The following is a 15,841-nucleotide window of genomic DNA, read 5'->3' on the forward strand; positions in this document are numbered from 1 at the left end:
TTAAACTCCTCAGCGCCAATGGTACTATGGCTCAAGCCCTGGGAGAGTAGGTCGCTGCCAGGCCTGCAAAGGACATCATCCTCTTCACAATCCAAAACGACAACGCCGCGCTGATAACCTCAGCGCGGCGTTGTCGTTTGTCGCGATGGATTGCGGTCTCATGCACTCGCATCAGTCAACGAGCGTGTTGACGGGATCGCTGATCGCGCCGCGCGGTTGTGATTGGTTCAGCGCTGCGGCTCGCTCCGGAGCGGATCAGCACTGGCCTGCTTGCCGCAGGCGCTAGCTAAGGCGCCAATCTCCGTCTCAGGAATTCCTCGCCTTCAGAGTTCAGCCATGGTCGCGGTCGCTTTGCGACGCGGTGGACCCGCGATGTGATACGATCGCTACAGCGGCGGCGCGGCCGCGCCGCAGGGGAGGACGCGAGGGCATGGAACAGACGATGCCTCAGGATCTGAAGACCATCGCGAGCTTTCACGCTCACGTCTATTACGATCAGGAGACCCGCACCGAGGCCGAGCTGCTGCGCAGCTGGATCGGCGAGCGCTTCACCGTGACACTCGGGCGTTGGCACGACGTCCTGGTCGGGCCTCACGAGCGATCGATGTACCAGGTCGCCTTCGCCGTCGAGGTGTTTCCAAAACTGGTGCCGTGGCTGATGCTCAATCACGGTCGCCTCAGCGTGCTGGTGCACCCGAACACGACCGAGCCGCTGGCCGATCACACCGCGCACGCGTTGTGGATCGGAGAGCCCCTGGGGATTCGCGGCGAGAAGCTGCCCGAGACCGCCGAGGCCGAGCTTCCGCTCGCGCCCAACACGACGCCGAGCCTTCCGGCCTGATGCGGGTGCTGCTCGCCGGCGGAGCGCGCTGGACCGAACAGGGTGCGTCCAACGTGATGCCGCGACGGGGGCGACGATGTCGGGCGCCGGCCAGACGGACGGCGGCCGTCACCACCTGGTCTTCGCCGCGATATTGGTATTGGTGACCGCGTTCGCCGTCGCCGACGTCGTGGCTGCCGTGTTGTTGATCAGCGTGAGCAGCTTGTAGTAGTCGACGACCTTGGCGTTGGCGACATACATCACGTCCTTGCTGCGCATCTGGAAGCCGGAGGCCAGCAGCATCCCGGAGGGGTCGCGCAGATTGATGTGATAGATGGTCGGAATGCGGTCATAGACGAAGCGGCCGGTGTTGACGCCGAGCTTCTGCAGCAGCGGACGTTCCTCATAGCGATAAAGAAACACCTCGGCAGGGTCGGACTGCTGGTCGTTCAGCCCGCCCGCCTTGCCGATGGCCTGCGCCAGCGTGAGCGTCTCGGTATCGAACGAGATTTCCGAATTGAAGCCGAAGACGTTCTGGTTGAGCGCACCGAGCGCCGTGAAGGTCGGGGATTCGCGCGTGATGTAGACGACGTCGTTGGGGCGGATGAAGATGTTTTCGCGCGGATCCTGAACGACGCGGCTGAGCAGCACGCGGACGCGGCGGCCGTCGCGCTGCAGGGTGACGTAGCTCTCGATGGCCTCGTGCTTCGGGCCACCCGCGCGCGCAATCACCGCCAGCAGCCGTTCGCCGACGCTGTTCAAGGCGAGCACGCCCGGCGTGTTGACGTCGCCGAGAACGCTCACGACGCTGGAATGCTGCTGGTTCAGGCTGACGACGACCTGCGGCTCCAGCGCGCGCTTCTGCAGCCGGAATACGACCTCCTGCTCGATCTCTGGAAGCGTACGGCCCGCCGCGGCAATCTCGCCGGCATAGGGCACGCGGATGTTGCCGCGCTGATCGACGGCTTGCGCGGGAAGGTCGACGAAATTGCCCGGACGGGCCCCGGCGGCGGTCGGCGGCGTGAACAGGCCGCCGGGTGCCGCTTCGAAGATCGAGACGTTCAGCACGTCGCCGATTCCAGCAACCTGCACCGGCTTCGGCCGCTTGTCCGGAAATACCCCCGAGAAGGTGACGACGTTGGGCTGCGATAAGAAGCCGATCGTCTCCGAGCTGACGTCGACGAGCGCGTAGGGAAGAGCCGTCGTCGAGCGCACGCTGGCGGTGGCGTTGTCGTTGACCGCCTCGCTGGTCGGACCGGTGCCCGGAAGCAGCGAGCAGGCCGGCATCAGCACAAGAAGTGCGAACGCGATCAGCAGCCGTGATCCGCGGCGAAGGTCATGAAACCTGCGTTGGCCCGAGACAAAATTTCGGATGCGAGATCCGGCACCGCAACTCGATCCGCGCGGTGCTGACGGGATGTTCAACGCGTTCAACGCAACCTCGGGTACAACAATACAACGTTTCCCCAGCGCTCTGCTCGTGAGCCGAAAAGGCGCTTTCTTAACAAGTTCCAACGTACCCGGCAGCCATGTCCGGTAAAAGGCATGCTTGTCAGCAAAACCGGCTTTTGCCGCGTCGTGCTAATTAGGTCACAGTTGCCTCACCGACGTACCTGCCGGGCACTATCAAGCCGATCGATGAGGCACCTGATCCCCAGCGTGGTACCAACCGAGCCCGTCGTCAGTATTGGACGCAGAAATCAGTTGAGCATCGGTTTCCGAGTTGATCGGTGTCGGCGAGCATGAGCGCCGAGCCCGGGTTGTCGGGCGTGGCCGATCATGTCTATGTTGTGGCCGTAGTTGTTTCGGAGCTCGGGAGCCGCCTTTGCCGCATGCAAGCATGATCGCCGCTACCGCCTTCGCAGTGGTATTTGCAGGGGCGGTGAGCCCGGCTCTCGCCCGCGGCAACTATCCGCTAACCGAGTGCGGCCCCGATCTCGGTCGGCTGTGCCGGCTGCACGGCGCGTTCGACGCCACTCCCTTTCATTATCATCTGGCGATCTATCCGGGATGCATTCGGCGCGTTGCGGTCGAGACACCGGGAGGCCCGCGCTACAACCCGCGCCGTGGTGTGCGGCGCGCCGGACCGGCCGATGATCCGGTAAGACCGGTCGCCGTCTGCACCCGATCGGCCGGCCCGATTTGTCGGGGAGGTGGTCATCAGTCCAATTCTGCGCAATCGCACGAATGATTGGCGCGCAGCCGCGGCTGGACCGCTGGTCTCGGAGCGGTGGTTCCCGCTTGCACGAGGGAGCCGGTATCGGCCGAAGGCGTGCGGCTCGAATTAAATTCACCGGTTGCATGCTTGATTAATTGCAATCTTGAATTAAATATTTTTGCTTCTGGTGGAACCGTTCTAGTCAATAAAAAAGGCGCGTCCTGAACAAACTTAAGCTTCAATTTTCCCCGACCAAAGGTGCTTAACAAGTCCTTTCGGCTCTGCGGTATTTTTTTACGTCGTTACCGCGTCAGGGGGTCGGGAGTATTTAATATCTTGACTTAAGATGGTAAATTAACTTGTCGCGAGTAGTTAATTTAATCTCGATCATCGAAGCCGGGCCTGGTTGCGATTCCCGTTCGCCGGCGTTCGACAAGAAGTCCCTGAAATCTCGCCAACGAGTGGGGGCCGTCCTTGCGTGACGAGTCTGGTGTTGCGTTGAGTGAAGGTGAGACGATGGAATTCGCGGACAACGGCCGCGTCGATCATCCCGTCTTCGAATCGCTGAAGAAAATACGGGCTGCAAGATCCCGCCTCCAACAGCTGACCTCCGGCCGTGCGACGCGGGCGGAACTGGCCTTGCAGATCGCGCTGTACGACGGCCTTCTCGCGGAGCTTCAAACGATCAGCGGCAGCCTGGAAAAGCGCCCCGAGGCTCGCAGCGTGGTCACCCGCCGCCCGGTGGCCACCCGGCGGCATCGCGGCACCGCTCATCTCCAGATCGTCCGTCCGAGCATCCCCCGCCGGACCAAGCAACGCAAATAGGCTCGAGGGCCAGAGCCGTCTGCATGTACCAGGCCGGCGCGCGCCCATGCCAAGCCGGTGCGGGTCTGCGCTCCAGGAGCTTCGAGGCCTGCGAGCCGCGCCGGGCCAGGACGGCGCGTCGCTCGGGATAGGGCGGCCAGCATACGATCTCCCGCCGATGCGACGAGGCGTCCTCCGCTGGGCCGATCTCCGGCTGAGGGCGATCTCCCGTGTTCCCCGCTCGCGCTGCTGTGACGTGGTGCCGCATCATCCTGGGCCAGGATTATGGCGGCGCATGATCACCGGCCAGCGGCATTGTGGCATATTCCTGTTATTGTGCTTATTAAAGCCGGTCTCCCTGATTTTTCGCTTATGCGAAAATATCCCAATTCGGGTTGAGGATCGCAGTGCCCGAATAGGTTGTGGATTTTCTTCAAGCTGTTGGCGTTTTTCTCCAGCGAGCGGACCGTGGACCTCGAGGCAGAGCGGCCGCGCAGCGCGAATTGAACGAGATGGACACGGCTCCGTCCGCTTTATTTGCGGGAATCGGCCGAAAAAACCCGTTTCTGGCGAACTCATCCCGATCGGCGCCTGATGTCGCGCGTGTTCCGATGGTCGGCACAACGTGGCGAAATAAGGTTGTGGGTTGCTGATTTATCGGGTTACAACCATTTACAAGTGATGGAAAAAGCGCAAAATCAAATAATCGAGTTTTGCTTCGGCGAACCACTTGCGGAACGAAATACCGAATTATATGACATTAATCCGGCAGGATAGAGATCACAGATAGAGGTCGCTGTATGTCCACCAAGAAGATCGATTTCGAAGCGATGTCTTTCGAAGACCTCTGGTCGCTTCACGAACAGATCAGCCAGATCCTGGCTGTGCGGATCGCGTCCGAGAAACGTGAGCTCGAGCGGCGGCTTGCTGTGCTCAACCGCAGCCGCGGCGTCATCGAGGGGGCCGACACGGACGGTGCGCAGTCCTACAATTCGAGCGGCAAGGCACGGCGCAAATATCCGCGCGTGCTGCCGAAATATCGCAACCCGCAGACGTCCGAGACGTGGTCCGGCCGCGGCAAGCAGCCGCGCTGGCTGGTGGCGGCGATCAAGACCGGTCATCGCATCGAGGAGTTTGCGATCAATGGGACCGGTGCAAAGGGCCGCCGTCAGAGGGCGTAGTGATCCGCGAACGCGACGATCTTCGCTTTCTTCGCTTTCTTAGGTTCGAAGCTGCGGTCGGGAATAGGGGCGGGGCCGACGCGCCACGCCGACCGATCGGCCCCGCGACGGTTCCTGGGGGCTCGGATCGCCTCTAGGTGGTTCTTCTTCGACCGCCCGCTTCAATACGCGTTGTCGCCGCGGATGAGCTCGATCGGCGTCCGGAGCAGGATGGCGACGTCGAGCGACAGGCTCCAATTGTCGATGTACCAGAGATCGTGCTCGACCCGCTCCTCGATCGACGCCCGCGTCGGCGTGGGGCCGCGGCAACCGTGGACCTGTGCCCATCCCGTCAGTCCCGGCTTCACGCGGCGCCGAAACGCGTAGTTGCGGACCAGCTTGTCGAATTCATTGTCGTGAGCGAGCGCGTGCGGTCGGGGGCCGACCAGCGACATGCTGCCGTTCAGCACGTTGAGCAGTTGCGGCAACTCGTCGATGCTGGTCCGGCGCAGCCAGGCACCGAGGCGGGTGAAGCGCTTGTCGCCGGCCTGGGCCTGCACAACCGTCGGGCCGTCCTCGAGCACCGACATCGTGCGGAACTTGTAGATCTGGAAGGACCTTCCGTTGAAGCCGCAGCGCTGCTGCCTGAACAGCACAGGCCCCGGCGAGTCGAGCTTGATGCCGATCGCGACGAGCGCGAGGAGCGGCGACAGGGCCGTCAGCGCCGCGCTCGCGATGACCACGTCCATGATCCGCTTCAGGCCATGCTCGAGCGGGCTCAGCATGCCTCGCTGCAGCTCGACGCAGACGGCGCTGCCGAGCTCGCGTTGCGGCCGCTTGAAGATGTCGGACGCCGTGCCGAGCGGAACGAAGCTCACGGGAAACGGCAGCACCCTCAGTTCGGCCCCGAGCGTCCGCAGATCGGACCAGGGATGGGGATTGGCGCCGACCACGATCTCCTCGACGTCGGAGCCGCGGACGAAATCAATGACGCTCGCAACGATGCGCTGCCTGTGAGCAAGGTCCGCGCCGGGTTCGGGAAGAAGGAAGTGCCGTTTGACGCGGAAGCCGGTGTCCGTGAGCGCCTGGGCCAGGCTCGCGCTGTCCTTGCCCGCCTCGTCGGTGATCAGGACGATGGCGCGGCCCGAAAACCGCCTTTCCGCGAGGCCCTTGGTAAGCAGAAAAGCCGTCATCCGCCGATGAACGAGCAGCGCCGCCAGCCCGAGCATCGCGAACACGATGCTGGTGCCGCGCGAGAATTCGCTGCCGATCTTGAGCGCGAACAGGGCGCCGGATAGCACCAGAAAGGCGGTGATCCAGGTCAGGCACGACGCCCGCACCTGATGCCGCAGGTTCAGCAGCTCGATCGGACGGTACATTCCGCGGATCTTCATCAGCGAAACGAACAGGGCGGAGACGAGGATCGCCATGCCGAACGATTTACTGACGTCGTTGGCCCCGGCCGTATCCTGGAGATGATAGAGGAAGCCGGAGGCAACGCTGGACAGGGTGATCGTCGCGATATCGGCGACGATCGCGAATGGCTCCACCGAGTCGAAATGGACCGGCCACTTGCGCCCCTGAAGCTGGCGTTCCACCAGAACGGCAGCTGGCAGACCGTTCCGATCGAGCGTCTCGCGCGGTTCAATATAATTCATGCGACAAATGGGTTTTTCGGAGCCGATTTATTTGGCGGTCGATCAAATTAAATATAATGCAACATTTAAATTAAACAAATGAAATTTGCGCTGCACCGTAGATTCGCGGGGTCTTTGGCGCGGGGGGCGGTCCTGCAGACCGCCTTGACGGTGTCGCAGCCGGAATAACCGGCGAAGGCTCGGTCTTCCGAGCAGGCCTGACACGCGCGCATGCGCGGCACGGCGGATGTGGCAAATTAATGTCGGCCGATTGAATATTTTGATCTGCGATGAGAATAATTAATATTTAAAGAGAGCGGTGCTTGGCCTATTAATTGGCTCGGGATGGCCGGCCTGACAAAGGTGGTGCTAGCGCTCGCAAAGGCCGGTGGCTTCACCGCCGGACGCCGCAAAGCCTGCCTGCATTGGGTTGAGTTGCCCGCGATGGAGCCGGCCATCGCGACCGGAACACGAATAATAACGCTTATTTCCGAGATTATGGATCCGAAGGACGTCGCGCCATGAAGGTTGTATTGTTCTGTGGAGGACTTGGCACCCGGATACGGGAATATTCCGAGAGCGTCCCGAAGCCGATGATTCCGATCGGCCATCAGCCGATCCTGTGGCACGTCATGCAGTACTACAGCCAGTACGGGCATCGTGATTTCGTCTTGTGTCTCGGCTACAAGGCGAATGTGGTGAAGGATTATTTCCTTAACTACAACCAGGCGGCCACGACCGACTGCACCATCTCGCAATTCGGCAAGAAGGTCGAGCTGCTGGGCGAGCGTCCCGCGGATTGGCGGGTGTCGCTGGTCGATACCGGGATCTGGCGCAACATCGGCCAGCGCCTGCGCGCCGTCCGTCACCTCGTGCAGGACGAGGAGATCTTCCTCGCCAACTACAGCGACGGGCTGACAGATGCGCCGCTGCCGGACATGATCGATCGCTTCAAGCGTAGCGGCCAGATCGGCTGCTTCATCGCGATTCATCCGCCGATCAGCTTCCATCTCGCTGAGTTCGACGCCGACGGCAAGGTCGGGCGGATGGCGGCCAGCAACGATTCCGACATCTGGATCAACGGCGGCTACTTCATCTTCCGCAAGGAGATCTTCGATTACATCGAGGAGGGCGACGAGCTCGTCGTGCAGCCGTTCAAGCGGCTGATCGATCGCGGCGAGCTGATGGCGTATCGCTACGAAGGCTTCTGGCGGGCGATGGATACGCTGCGCGATCGCCAGGTGCTCGAGGAGATGATCGAGCGCGGCGACACGCCGTGGCACCTCAGCGCTAGCATGCCGGCGGTGGTGAACGGATGAGGGCGCTGCAGCTCGCCGGCCGCGGGGAGCGGCTGTCGGTGTTGTGCCTCGGCGCGCACTCCGACGACATCGAGATCGGCGCCGGCGGCACGCTTCTCAGCTGGCTCGACCAGGGCGTCCGTCTCGACGTGCATTGGTGCGTGCTGAGCGGCAACGAACAGCGCGGCGTCGAAGCGCGCGCATCGGCGGACGATTTCCTGGCCGAGGCCGTCGCGCGCCGGGTCGAGACCCTGGGCTTCCGCGACGGCTTCTTTCCCGAGCAGGGTGAGGAGATCAAGGCCTGGTTCGAGGCGCTGAAAGGCAGGGTCAATCCCGACGTGATCCTGGCTCACCGGCGTGACGATGGCCATCAGGATCATCGCCAGGTCAATCGGCTGGTGTGGAACACGTTCCGGGATCATCTCATCCTCGAATACGAGATCCCGAAATGGGACGGCGATCTGGGCCGGCCCAACGTCTATATGCCGGTGTCGGAGCGCGCGATGAAGCGGAAGGTGGCGCTGTTGATGGCGCACTTCGGCACCCAGCGCTCGAAGCAATGGTTCGATCCCGAGACCTTCATGGGCCTCGCACGGTTGCGCGGGATGGAATGCCGCGCGCCGGAGCGCTACGCCGAGGCCTTCGTCGTGCGCAAGCTGTCAATTGGTTGATCGGCGTTGATGAGGCGCGGGACTGTCGTCCCGCGCGGCCTCGAGCTGGAAGCGCGCTGATCGCGAGCGCGCCTCCCGCGAGCCTGCTTTAGCCCGCTGCTCGTCTGGGAGCGTCGACAGGCTCTTCCTTCGCCACCGGTTCGATTGCCGTGGCCGGCACCTTCTCCAGCCAGACCTCGCGCCACCAGGCATAGATGCCGCGCGGGCAGAACAGGCGGTTCTCGCTGTAGCGCGACTGGCAATAGACGCCGTCGAGAATCACCGCGGGCGTCTTCATCCGGCGGATGAACCCGGTCCGTTCGTCGATGAATTTTTCGACGCGGGTCCGCACCCGGAAGATCTTGCCGCAATAGGGGACCATCTCGGCATCGAAGCCCATGCCGCGATTGTTGGTCTGCTTGTCGATGGTGGCGAGGATGTCCTTGTGTGAGCGGACGCGAACGAGGTCGCCCTCCTGCAGGCCGAGATGCGCAATGGGGGCGTCCTTGTCGGTCGCGAGATCGCCGCGCTTTCTGGGGAACGGCACACCGCCCCACAGCGACTGAATGCGATCATAGATCCAGCGCGCCGGCCGGCCGAGCCGCGGCCGCCGCGCCATGGTGGCGCCGACATAGGCGAAGTAGGTGAAGCTTCCGAGCATCTTGGGCAGCGGCACGTTGCCCGAAGTGATGTCCTCGGCATACTGCCGCGCATCCCACCATTTCAGCGGCTGCGTATAGTTCGGCAGTTCAGTCGCCTGGCAGCTGTATCTGATGCCCTTTCCGGCAACCTGGTCGGGCGACTTGGTCGCATCCCACACGTCGCGCACCGAGCATCCGCCGGCCGGAGCCGCGGCAGCGGCCGGGGCCGCAGCAGCGGCCGGGGTGGCGGATGTCGGCTGAGCCGGATCGACCGGCGAAAGCCACGCTTCCTTCCAGAAGATCAGGCAGGCCGCCTGGCAGCCGCCATGGGCCTCGCCGTCACAGCGCAGATCGAGATGCACGGCGTTCGGCAGCCGCCGCCCGAGCCACTCGCCGGTGTTGTAGCCCGTAACCGTATCGCAGGTCTTGTGAGCCCGCTTGTAGATCTGAAACCGCTTGCCGCACCATTTGAACATCTGCGGCATGAACGGCAGCCCTTCGAGCCGGCCGCTGGCATCCAGAGTTGCGAGGATGTCCTCCTTGCTGCGGACTTCGACCCAGTCACCGACGGATAGTGCCATGCATGGCCTCTCAATTCTTGAACGAAAATCATCGGCGAGACGCAGTGGCATCCGGACGGCCGATGGCGCCATAGTCTGAAGTACGCGATTTAAAGCTGTCGAGAATTGGGGTTCTGTTTTGTTCAATTCATGGCGCGTCCTATTTAATTTGATGAAGATCGTCCGTCAGGGGCTGGATCTTGGCCGGACGGTATGGATTGGCGGCGTCCGGCTGATTTTCCCGGACTTTCCCGGGGAGTCCTGCCGACTGGACCGGAACTGTCCGCTGTCTGGGCGGGCTCGCCCATGCCGCAGTTATTCGCTGGACGCGGGTGCAAATATTAAAATATAATACGGTCCAGATGGTTTAATCTTTTGTTTTAATCGAACGGCGCAGAGGGCGACGGTTTTGAAGGTACTCATCACGGGAAACATGGGCTATGTCGGGCCCGAGGTTGCGAAATATCTGCGGGCGCGCCGGCCGGATGCGACGCTGCACGGCTACGACAACGCCTATTTCGCGCATTGCCTGACCGGAGCCCCGGTGCTGCCGGAACGTCATCTCGACGAGCAGTTCTACGGTGACGTCCGCAACATGTCGTTGGACCTCAGCGGCTATGACGCCGTGGTTCAGCTGGCGGCGATCTCTAACGATCCGATGGGCAACCGCTTCCAGGACGTGACGCTCGACATCAACCAGAACACGACCGTATCCCTCGGCAGGGCGGCGGCTGCGGCAGGGGTGAAGAGCTTCGTGTTCGCATCCAGCTGCAGCGTCTACGGCATCGCCGACGGGCCGCCGCGCAAGGAGAGCGATCCGCTCAACCCGATCACCGCCTATGCCAAGTCGAAGATCGGATCGGAGCGGGAGCTGGCGGCGATCGACACCGACATGACGGTGACCTGCCTGCGCTTCGCCACCGCGTGCGGCATGTCGGACCGGCTGAGGCTCGATCTCGTCCTCAATGATTTCGTCGCCTGCGCGCTGAGCCGACGGCAGATCAGCGTGCTCTCCGACGGCACGCCGTGGCGTCCTCTCATCGACGTGGCCGACATGGCGCGTGCCATCGACTGGGCGATCGGCCGCCCGGCGGCACGAGGCGGGCGCTTCCTGACCGTGAATGCCGGCTCCGACGACCGCAACTATCAGGTCAAGGAGCTCGCTCACGCCGTGGCAGGCCGGGTGCCGGGCACCGACGTGTCCATCAACCTGTCCGCTCCCGTCGACAGCCGCTCGTACAAGGTCGATTTCAGCCTGTATCGCTCGCTGGCGCCCGACCATCAGCCCCAGGTGACGCTGGACCAGTCGATCCGCAATCTGATCGAAGGTCTCAGACGGATGAATTTCAAGGACAGCGAATTCCGCTCGTCCGATCTGATCCGCCTCAAGGTCCTGCAGGACCACATGGAGGGTGGCCGGATCAACGACAGGCTCGAGTGGGTCTGAGGGCCAGAGCCGTTACGCGATCTGCTGCGCCAGACCGAACATTGAGGGAGATGACCATGGAACTGAGCCTGCCCACGGCCGTCGGCGTCGCACCCAAGTGCCGCCACTGCGGCGACGACCTGACCTTGAAGCTGATCGACCTCGGCGCCTCGCCGGTGGCGAACGACTATGTCGATCCCGAAAACTACATGAAGGCCGAGCCGTTCTATCCGCTCGAGACCTTCGTCTGCCGCGAATGCCGCCTGGTGCAGACCCGCGACCTGCTGGCTGCCGCGGATATCTTTCGTGCGGACTACGCGTATTTCTCCTCGCACTCGACCTCCTGGCTCGAGCACGCGCGGGCCTATGTCGAGGCGACGGCCACGCGTTTCAAGCTCGGCCCGGCGTCACGTCATGTCGAAATCGCGTCGAATGACGGCTACCTGCTGCAGTATTCGATTGCGAAGGGCATCAAATGCCTCGGCGTCGAGCCTTGCGAAAGCGTGGCGCTGGCCGCGCGCGACAAGGGTATCGAAACCCGCGTCGAGTTCTTCGGCCGCGGCTATGCCGCCGAGCTTTGCGCCGAGGGCTGGTCGGCCGACCTGATCACGGCCAACAACGTGCTCGCCCACGTTCCCGACATCAACGATTTCGTCGGCGGCGTGAAGGCGCTGCTGGCGCCCGAGGGCGTGGCGACGTTCGAGGTCCAGCATCTGCTGACGCTGATGCAGCGGCATCAGTTCGACACCATCTATCACGAGCACTTTTCCTATCTGTCGCTGATCGCGGGTTCGCGAATCTTTGCCCGCGCCGGCCTGCGCGTGTTCGACGTCGAGCTCCCGGAAACGCACGGCGGCTCGATCCGCTTCTTCGTCTGTCATGCCGATGCGTCGCATCGGGAAAGCCCGAACGTCGCCGACGTCCTTGCGCGGGAGCGCGCCTACGGATTGCATGACGACGCCATCTACATCGCCTGGAACGAGCAGGTCAAAGAGACCAAGCGGGCGCTGCTCGAGCTGCTGACCGCGCTCAAGCGGGACGGCAAGAAGGTCGTCGGCTATGGCGCGCCCGCCAAGGGCGTCACGCTGCTGAACTACTGCGGCGTCAGGACGGATTTCCTCGATTTCACCGTCGATCGCGCGCCGTCCAAGCAGGGGCGCTACATGCCCGGCGTCCGCATCCCGATTCTGCCGCCCGAGGCGATCTTCGAGGCGCGGCCGGACTACGTGCTGATCCTGCCGTGGAACATCAAGAACGAGATCAAGGCGCAGATGGCCGAGATCCGCAGCTGGGGCGGCCGCTTCATCGTTCCGGTGCCGAAGGCCGCCATCGAGGACTAACCGGCGCGACCGACGACTTGGCGTCGCCCTGCCCATGCAGGGCGATGCGTGACCAGAGTATTTTCAGCGACGGCTTTGCCGGGATTTTGCTGCGAAAGAGTTTCCGATGAAGTTTCTACAGCTCGGACGATCCGATGCACGGCTGATCGAGCTGAACGTTCGCGCCGATGATCGCGGCAGCTTCACCCGGACCTGGTGTGCAAAGACCTTTGCGGATGAGGGCATCGATTTTCAGCCCGTTCAGGGCAACAGCTCCGTGACCCGCGTGCGCGGCTCTATTCGCGGCATGCACTTCCAGCGCGCGCCCAAGGCCGACGCCAAGGTTGTTCGCTGCACGGCCGGGTTGATCCTTGACGTCATCGTCGACATCAGGCCGTCGTCTCCGACGCGCGGCGAGGTCTACGCCTACGAACTCGGACCCTCGACCGGGCGCATGCTCTACATCCCCGCGGGCTTTGCCCATGGCTTCCAGACGCTGACCGATGACGTCACCGTCGAGTACCTGATGGGGATCGAATACGCCGAGGAGCTATCGGACGGCTTTCGTCATGACGATCCGCTGATCGGCATCAAATGGCCCGCGCCCGTGACCGTGCTGTCGGCGAAGGATGCCGCCTGGCCGTCGCTCGCAGACCGGCCGCTGTGGTGAATCGACCATGCAGATGTCGGTCAATCCGGATCATCTCATGACGGATCAAGGTCCGGACGTCGACCTTCATGCGATGGTCGCCGAGATGTATCCGCTCAACCGCAGCCTGACCGGGGCCGGGGTACGTCAGACACTGGCGATCGTTGCGCGCCACATCGATCTCGTCGGTCACGAGGTGGCATCGGGGACATCGGTGCTGGATTGGCACGTGCCGCAGGAATGGAACATTCGCGGCGGAACGATCAAGACGCTCGACGGACGGTGCCTCGTCGACTTCGCGCAGCATAATCTGCACGTGATGGGGTACAGCAAGCCGTTTCACGGCGTCGTCACCCGGGCCGAGCTGGCGCAGCACGTTCATACGCTGCCGGAGCAGCCGGATCTCATTCCCTATCGCACGGGGTACTACGCCGACAATTGGGGCTTCTGCCTGACCGACCGGGTCTGGCAGACGATGACGGACGAGGCCTATCGCGTCGATGTCGACAGCGAGCTTGCGCCGGGCGCGATGACCTACGGCGAGTTCTTCGTTCCAGGCGAGACCGACGATGAGGTTCTGATCACCTGCCACGTCTGCCATCCGAGCCTGGCCAATGACAATCTGTCGGGCATTGCGGTGGCGACGGCGCTCGCAAAAGCGCGAGCCGGGCGGAAAGGCCGGCTCGGCTACCGCTTCCTGTTTCTGCCGGCCACGATCGGCGCGATCACCTGGCTCGCGCGCAACGAGGCGCGGCTCGATCGCGTTGCGCATGGGCTCGTTCTGACCTGTCTGGGGGACGATGGGCCGTTCCACTACAAGCAGAGCAGGCGGGAAGGAGCGGTCGTCGACCGGGCCGTCGCGCATGTTCTCGCCCAGGCTGGCGAGCCGCATGCGATCCTGCCGTTCAACCCGTATGGCTATGACGAGCGTCAGTTCTGCTCGCCGGGATTTGATCTTCCCGTCGGCTGCTTCATGCGTGGTGTTCACGGCACCTTCCCGGAATATCACACGTCGGCCGACGACCTCGCCTTCGTGAAGCCAGAGGCGCTCAATCGCTCCTATGAGGTGCTGGGCGGACTGCTCGATCTGCTCGATCGCAACTGCCTCTATCAGCGCATCGACGGTCGCGGCGAGCCGCAACTCGGCCGGCGCGGCCTGTACCGCGCCATCGCAGGCCAGCGCGAGGCCGGCGGGGCGACGCAGATGGACCTGTTGTGGTTCCTGAATCTCGCCGACGGACGGCACAGTCTGCTCGACATGGCGATCCGCGCCAAAGTGCCATTTGCACGGATCGAGGCCGCCGCACGCCTCGCGCTGGACGCGGAGCTCGTTCGCCCCGTTGCTGCCGGGGAGACGTGAGATGGGCGCTCGGACTCACATTCGAAGCGGGACGCCGCAGAGGAGAGCTCGATGACCGACAGGCCCGACAAGCCGCGCGTGCTGATCTTTTCGCTGCGAAACATCTTCGGCAAGGCGCTCAATCGCGGCCCGCACTACGAGTTCGAAGACATCATCTGCGACATCGATTCTGTTGATCTGATCGCGCCCACGCTCGATCCGGCCAGCCGTCGCGCAGCGCTTGCCACGAGGCTGGCCTATCATGCGCCGCTGGCATTGAACCCCGGCCTCTCGATGCCGCCGGTGCAGGGTTCGTACGACCTGCTGTTCACGATCTGCAGCTTTCCGCAGGATCTCCTGATGTTCAACGCGGTCGATCATCTGCGCGATCGCTGCAAGACGTCGGTGTGCCTGCTGGACGAGCTCTGGGCCCGCGACATTCACAAGCACCGGCACTTCCTGCCGATCCTGGCCAAGTTCGACATCGTCCTGCAATACCACAGCCAGACGGTGCAGCCGCTCAGCGAACTGATCGGCCCGCGCTGCCGGTATTTCGCGCCGGGCGTCGATGCGGCCCTGTTCTGTCCCTATCCCGATCCGCCCGCGCGGCCGATCGATGTCTACAGCATGGGACGCCGTCCGGAGGCCGTGCATCAGAAGCTCGTCGCCATGGCTCGCGACAGCGGCCTGTTCTACCTGCACGATACGATCAGCGGCAGCCAGGCGATCGACACGCGGGAGCATCGCGCGCAGGTCGCCAATCTCGCCAAGCGCAGCCGGTACTTTCTCGTCAATCCCGGCAAGTTCGACAGGCCCGAGGAAACCGGCAACCAGGTCGAGTTCGGCTATCGGTATTTCGAGGGCGCGGCCTCCGGCGCCATCATGCTCGGCGAACGGCCGAAAAACGAGGTCTTCCCGGATCTGTTCGATTGGCCGGATGCCGTGATCGACCTGCCGCACCAGTCCTCCGAGGTCGACCGCCTCATCAGCGAGTTGGACCGCGATCCCGAACGGCAGGACCGCATCCGGCGGACCGGCATCGCGCAGAGCCTGATGCGGCACGACTGGGCCTATCGCTGGGAGGCGATCCTCTGCGCCGCCGGCGGGCTGCAGCCGATGCCCGGGCTTGCCGCACGCAAGCACCGCCTCAAGACGCTGGCGGACATGACGATGGCCGATGGTGCGCCAGTGTGGCGCGAGAAGCGGCAACGGGGCAGGGCAGGGATTTAATATGATCGGCGGTGATTATTAATCCTTGCCGCCGCCATAAAGGGACGTCATGGCTCCGCCGCTGCGCAACTCGCGTTTCGCGCAGCTGATTTTCCCGATCGTGATTTTGTTGGAAGCGGTTTCTGCCTGCTCCGGTTCGACCCGAACCGC

14 protein-coding genes are annotated in these 15,841 nt (G+C 63.2%); 11 read left to right on the forward strand and 3 right to left on the reverse strand.

The window, feature by feature from the left end:
• The first annotated feature begins 430 nt into the window (after window positions 1-430).
• Window positions 431-841 carry a DOPA 4,5-dioxygenase family protein gene (locus ACQR07_RS15155; RefSeq protein WP_434903083.1) on the forward strand — a complete coding sequence of 137 codons (411 nt, stop codon included), beginning with the start codon at window positions 431-433 and terminating at the stop codon, window positions 839-841.
• Between the two features lie 108 nt (window positions 842-949).
• Here ACQR07_RS15155 and ACQR07_RS15160 read toward each other — a convergent pair whose 3' ends face one another.
• A complete protein-coding gene (locus ACQR07_RS15160) occupies window positions 950-2,107 on the reverse strand; it encodes a polysaccharide biosynthesis/export family protein (RefSeq protein WP_434903376.1) in 1,158 nt (385 codons plus the stop codon).
• Window positions 2,108-3,494: 1,387 nt separating this feature from the next.
• On the opposite strand from ACQR07_RS15160, the gene ACQR07_RS15165 reads away from it, so the two are divergent.
• The 3 genes from ACQR07_RS15165 to ACQR07_RS15175 all read left to right on the forward strand — a co-directional run bounded on the left by ACQR07_RS15165 (window position 3,495) and on the right by ACQR07_RS15175 (window position 4,963).
• Window positions 3,495-3,803 carry a hypothetical protein gene (locus ACQR07_RS15165; protein WP_434903084.1) on the forward strand — a complete coding sequence of 103 codons (309 nt, stop codon included), beginning with the start codon at window positions 3,495-3,497 and terminating at the stop codon, window positions 3,801-3,803.
• A gap of 573 nt (window positions 3,804-4,376) precedes the next feature.
• Window positions 4,377-4,559 carry a hypothetical protein gene (locus ACQR07_RS15170; protein ID WP_434903085.1) on the forward strand — a complete coding sequence of 61 codons (183 nt, stop codon included), beginning with the start codon at window positions 4,377-4,379 and terminating at the stop codon, window positions 4,557-4,559.
• A 23-nt stretch (window positions 4,560-4,582) separates the two neighbouring features.
• Window positions 4,583-4,963: an H-NS family nucleoid-associated regulatory protein gene (locus ACQR07_RS15175; RefSeq protein WP_434903086.1), complete on the forward strand. Its 381-nt coding sequence runs from the start codon at window positions 4,583-4,585 to the stop codon at window positions 4,961-4,963.
• A 161-nt stretch (window positions 4,964-5,124) separates the two neighbouring features.
• On the opposite strand, the gene ACQR07_RS15180 is transcribed toward ACQR07_RS15175, so the two are convergent.
• Window positions 5,125-6,600 (reverse strand): undecaprenyl-phosphate glucose phosphotransferase, encoded by a 1,476-nt coding sequence (locus tag ACQR07_RS15180; protein ID WP_434903087.1) that lies wholly within the window; start codon window positions 6,598-6,600, stop codon window positions 5,125-5,127.
• Window positions 6,601-7,100: 500 nt separating this feature from the next.
• Between ACQR07_RS15180 and ACQR07_RS15185 the strand changes: the two genes are divergently transcribed.
• Both ACQR07_RS15185 and ACQR07_RS15190 read left to right on the forward strand, forming a co-directional pair.
• Window positions 7,101-7,898 carry a glucose-1-phosphate cytidylyltransferase gene (locus ACQR07_RS15185; protein WP_434903088.1) on the forward strand — a complete coding sequence of 266 codons (798 nt, stop codon included), beginning with the start codon at window positions 7,101-7,103 and terminating at the stop codon, window positions 7,896-7,898.
• Window positions 7,895-8,548, forward strand: coding sequence for a PIG-L deacetylase family protein (locus ACQR07_RS15190; protein WP_434903089.1), 654 nt, complete (start codon window positions 7,895-7,897; stop codon window positions 8,546-8,548). The genes ACQR07_RS15185 and ACQR07_RS15190 overlap by 4 nt, the downstream gene beginning before the upstream one ends.
• 88 nt (window positions 8,549-8,636) lie before the next feature.
• Here the strand turns inward: ACQR07_RS15190 and ACQR07_RS15195 are convergent, their stop codons facing one another.
• Window positions 8,637-9,749 (reverse strand): hypothetical protein, encoded by a 1,113-nt coding sequence (locus ACQR07_RS15195; protein ID WP_434903090.1) that lies wholly within the window; start codon window positions 9,747-9,749, stop codon window positions 8,637-8,639.
• A gap of 388 nt (window positions 9,750-10,137) precedes the next feature.
• On the opposite strand from ACQR07_RS15195, the gene ACQR07_RS15200 reads away from it, so the two are divergent.
• The 5 genes from ACQR07_RS15200 to ACQR07_RS15220 all read left to right on the forward strand — a co-directional run bounded on the left by ACQR07_RS15200 (window position 10,138) and on the right by ACQR07_RS15220 (window position 15,691).
• Window positions 10,138-11,175: an NAD-dependent epimerase/dehydratase family protein gene (locus ACQR07_RS15200; protein ID WP_434903091.1), complete on the forward strand. Its 1,038-nt coding sequence runs from the start codon at window positions 10,138-10,140 to the stop codon at window positions 11,173-11,175.
• A 56-nt stretch (window positions 11,176-11,231) separates the two neighbouring features.
• Window positions 11,232-12,494 carry a methyltransferase domain-containing protein gene (locus tag ACQR07_RS15205; protein ID WP_434903092.1) on the forward strand — a complete coding sequence of 421 codons (1,263 nt, stop codon included), beginning with the start codon at window positions 11,232-11,234 and terminating at the stop codon, window positions 12,492-12,494.
• Between the two features lie 106 nt (window positions 12,495-12,600).
• Window positions 12,601-13,143, forward strand: coding sequence for a dTDP-4-dehydrorhamnose 3,5-epimerase family protein (locus ACQR07_RS15210; RefSeq protein WP_434903093.1), 543 nt, complete (start codon window positions 12,601-12,603; stop codon window positions 13,141-13,143).
• Window positions 13,144-13,180: 37 nt separating this feature from the next.
• Window positions 13,181-14,482: a DUF4910 domain-containing protein gene (locus ACQR07_RS15215; protein ID WP_434903094.1), complete on the forward strand. Its 1,302-nt coding sequence runs from the start codon at window positions 13,181-13,183 to the stop codon at window positions 14,480-14,482.
• A 51-nt stretch (window positions 14,483-14,533) separates the two neighbouring features.
• The gene (locus tag ACQR07_RS15220) at window positions 14,534-15,691 is read left to right on the forward strand and encodes a glycosyltransferase family protein (RefSeq protein ID WP_434903095.1); all 1,158 of its coding nucleotides are present in this window, start codon (window positions 14,534-14,536) and stop codon (window positions 15,689-15,691) included.
• Window positions 15,692-15,841: the final 150 nt, after the last annotated feature.

It is taken from the genome of Bradyrhizobium sp. HKCCYLS20291 (assembly GCF_051167715.1).
In the GTDB taxonomy this organism is placed as follows: domain Bacteria; phylum Pseudomonadota; class Alphaproteobacteria; order Rhizobiales; family Xanthobacteraceae; genus Bradyrhizobium.

Coding starts and splice junctions, on each gene's coding strand:
- ACQR07_RS15155 (WP_434903083.1), top strand. CDS start 431: ATGGAACAGACGATGCCTCAGGATCTGAAGACCATCGCGAGCTTTCAC.
- ACQR07_RS15160 (WP_434903376.1), bottom strand. CDS start 2,107: ATGCCGGCCTGCTCGCTGCTTCCGGGCACCGGTCCGACCAGCGAGGCG.
- ACQR07_RS15165 (WP_434903084.1), top strand. CDS start 3,495: ATGGAATTCGCGGACAACGGCCGCGTCGATCATCCCGTCTTCGAATCG.
- ACQR07_RS15170 (WP_434903085.1), top strand. CDS start 4,377: ATGTCGCGCGTGTTCCGATGGTCGGCACAACGTGGCGAAATAAGGTTG.
- ACQR07_RS15175 (WP_434903086.1), top strand. CDS start 4,583: ATGTCCACCAAGAAGATCGATTTCGAAGCGATGTCTTTCGAAGACCTC.
- ACQR07_RS15180 (WP_434903087.1), bottom strand. CDS start 6,600: ATGAATTATATTGAACCGCGCGAGACGCTCGATCGGAACGGTCTGCCA.
- ACQR07_RS15185 (WP_434903088.1), top strand. CDS start 7,101: ATGAAGGTTGTATTGTTCTGTGGAGGACTTGGCACCCGGATACGGGAA.
- ACQR07_RS15190 (WP_434903089.1), top strand. CDS start 7,895: ATGAGGGCGCTGCAGCTCGCCGGCCGCGGGGAGCGGCTGTCGGTGTTG.
- ACQR07_RS15195 (WP_434903090.1), bottom strand. CDS start 9,749: ATGGCACTATCCGTCGGTGACTGGGTCGAAGTCCGCAGCAAGGAGGAC.
- ACQR07_RS15205 (WP_434903092.1), top strand. CDS start 11,232: ATGGAACTGAGCCTGCCCACGGCCGTCGGCGTCGCACCCAAGTGCCGC.
- ACQR07_RS15210 (WP_434903093.1), top strand. CDS start 12,601: ATGAAGTTTCTACAGCTCGGACGATCCGATGCACGGCTGATCGAGCTG.
- ACQR07_RS15215 (WP_434903094.1), top strand. CDS start 13,181: ATGACGGATCAAGGTCCGGACGTCGACCTTCATGCGATGGTCGCCGAG.
- ACQR07_RS15220 (WP_434903095.1), top strand. CDS start 14,534: ATGACCGACAGGCCCGACAAGCCGCGCGTGCTGATCTTTTCGCTGCGA.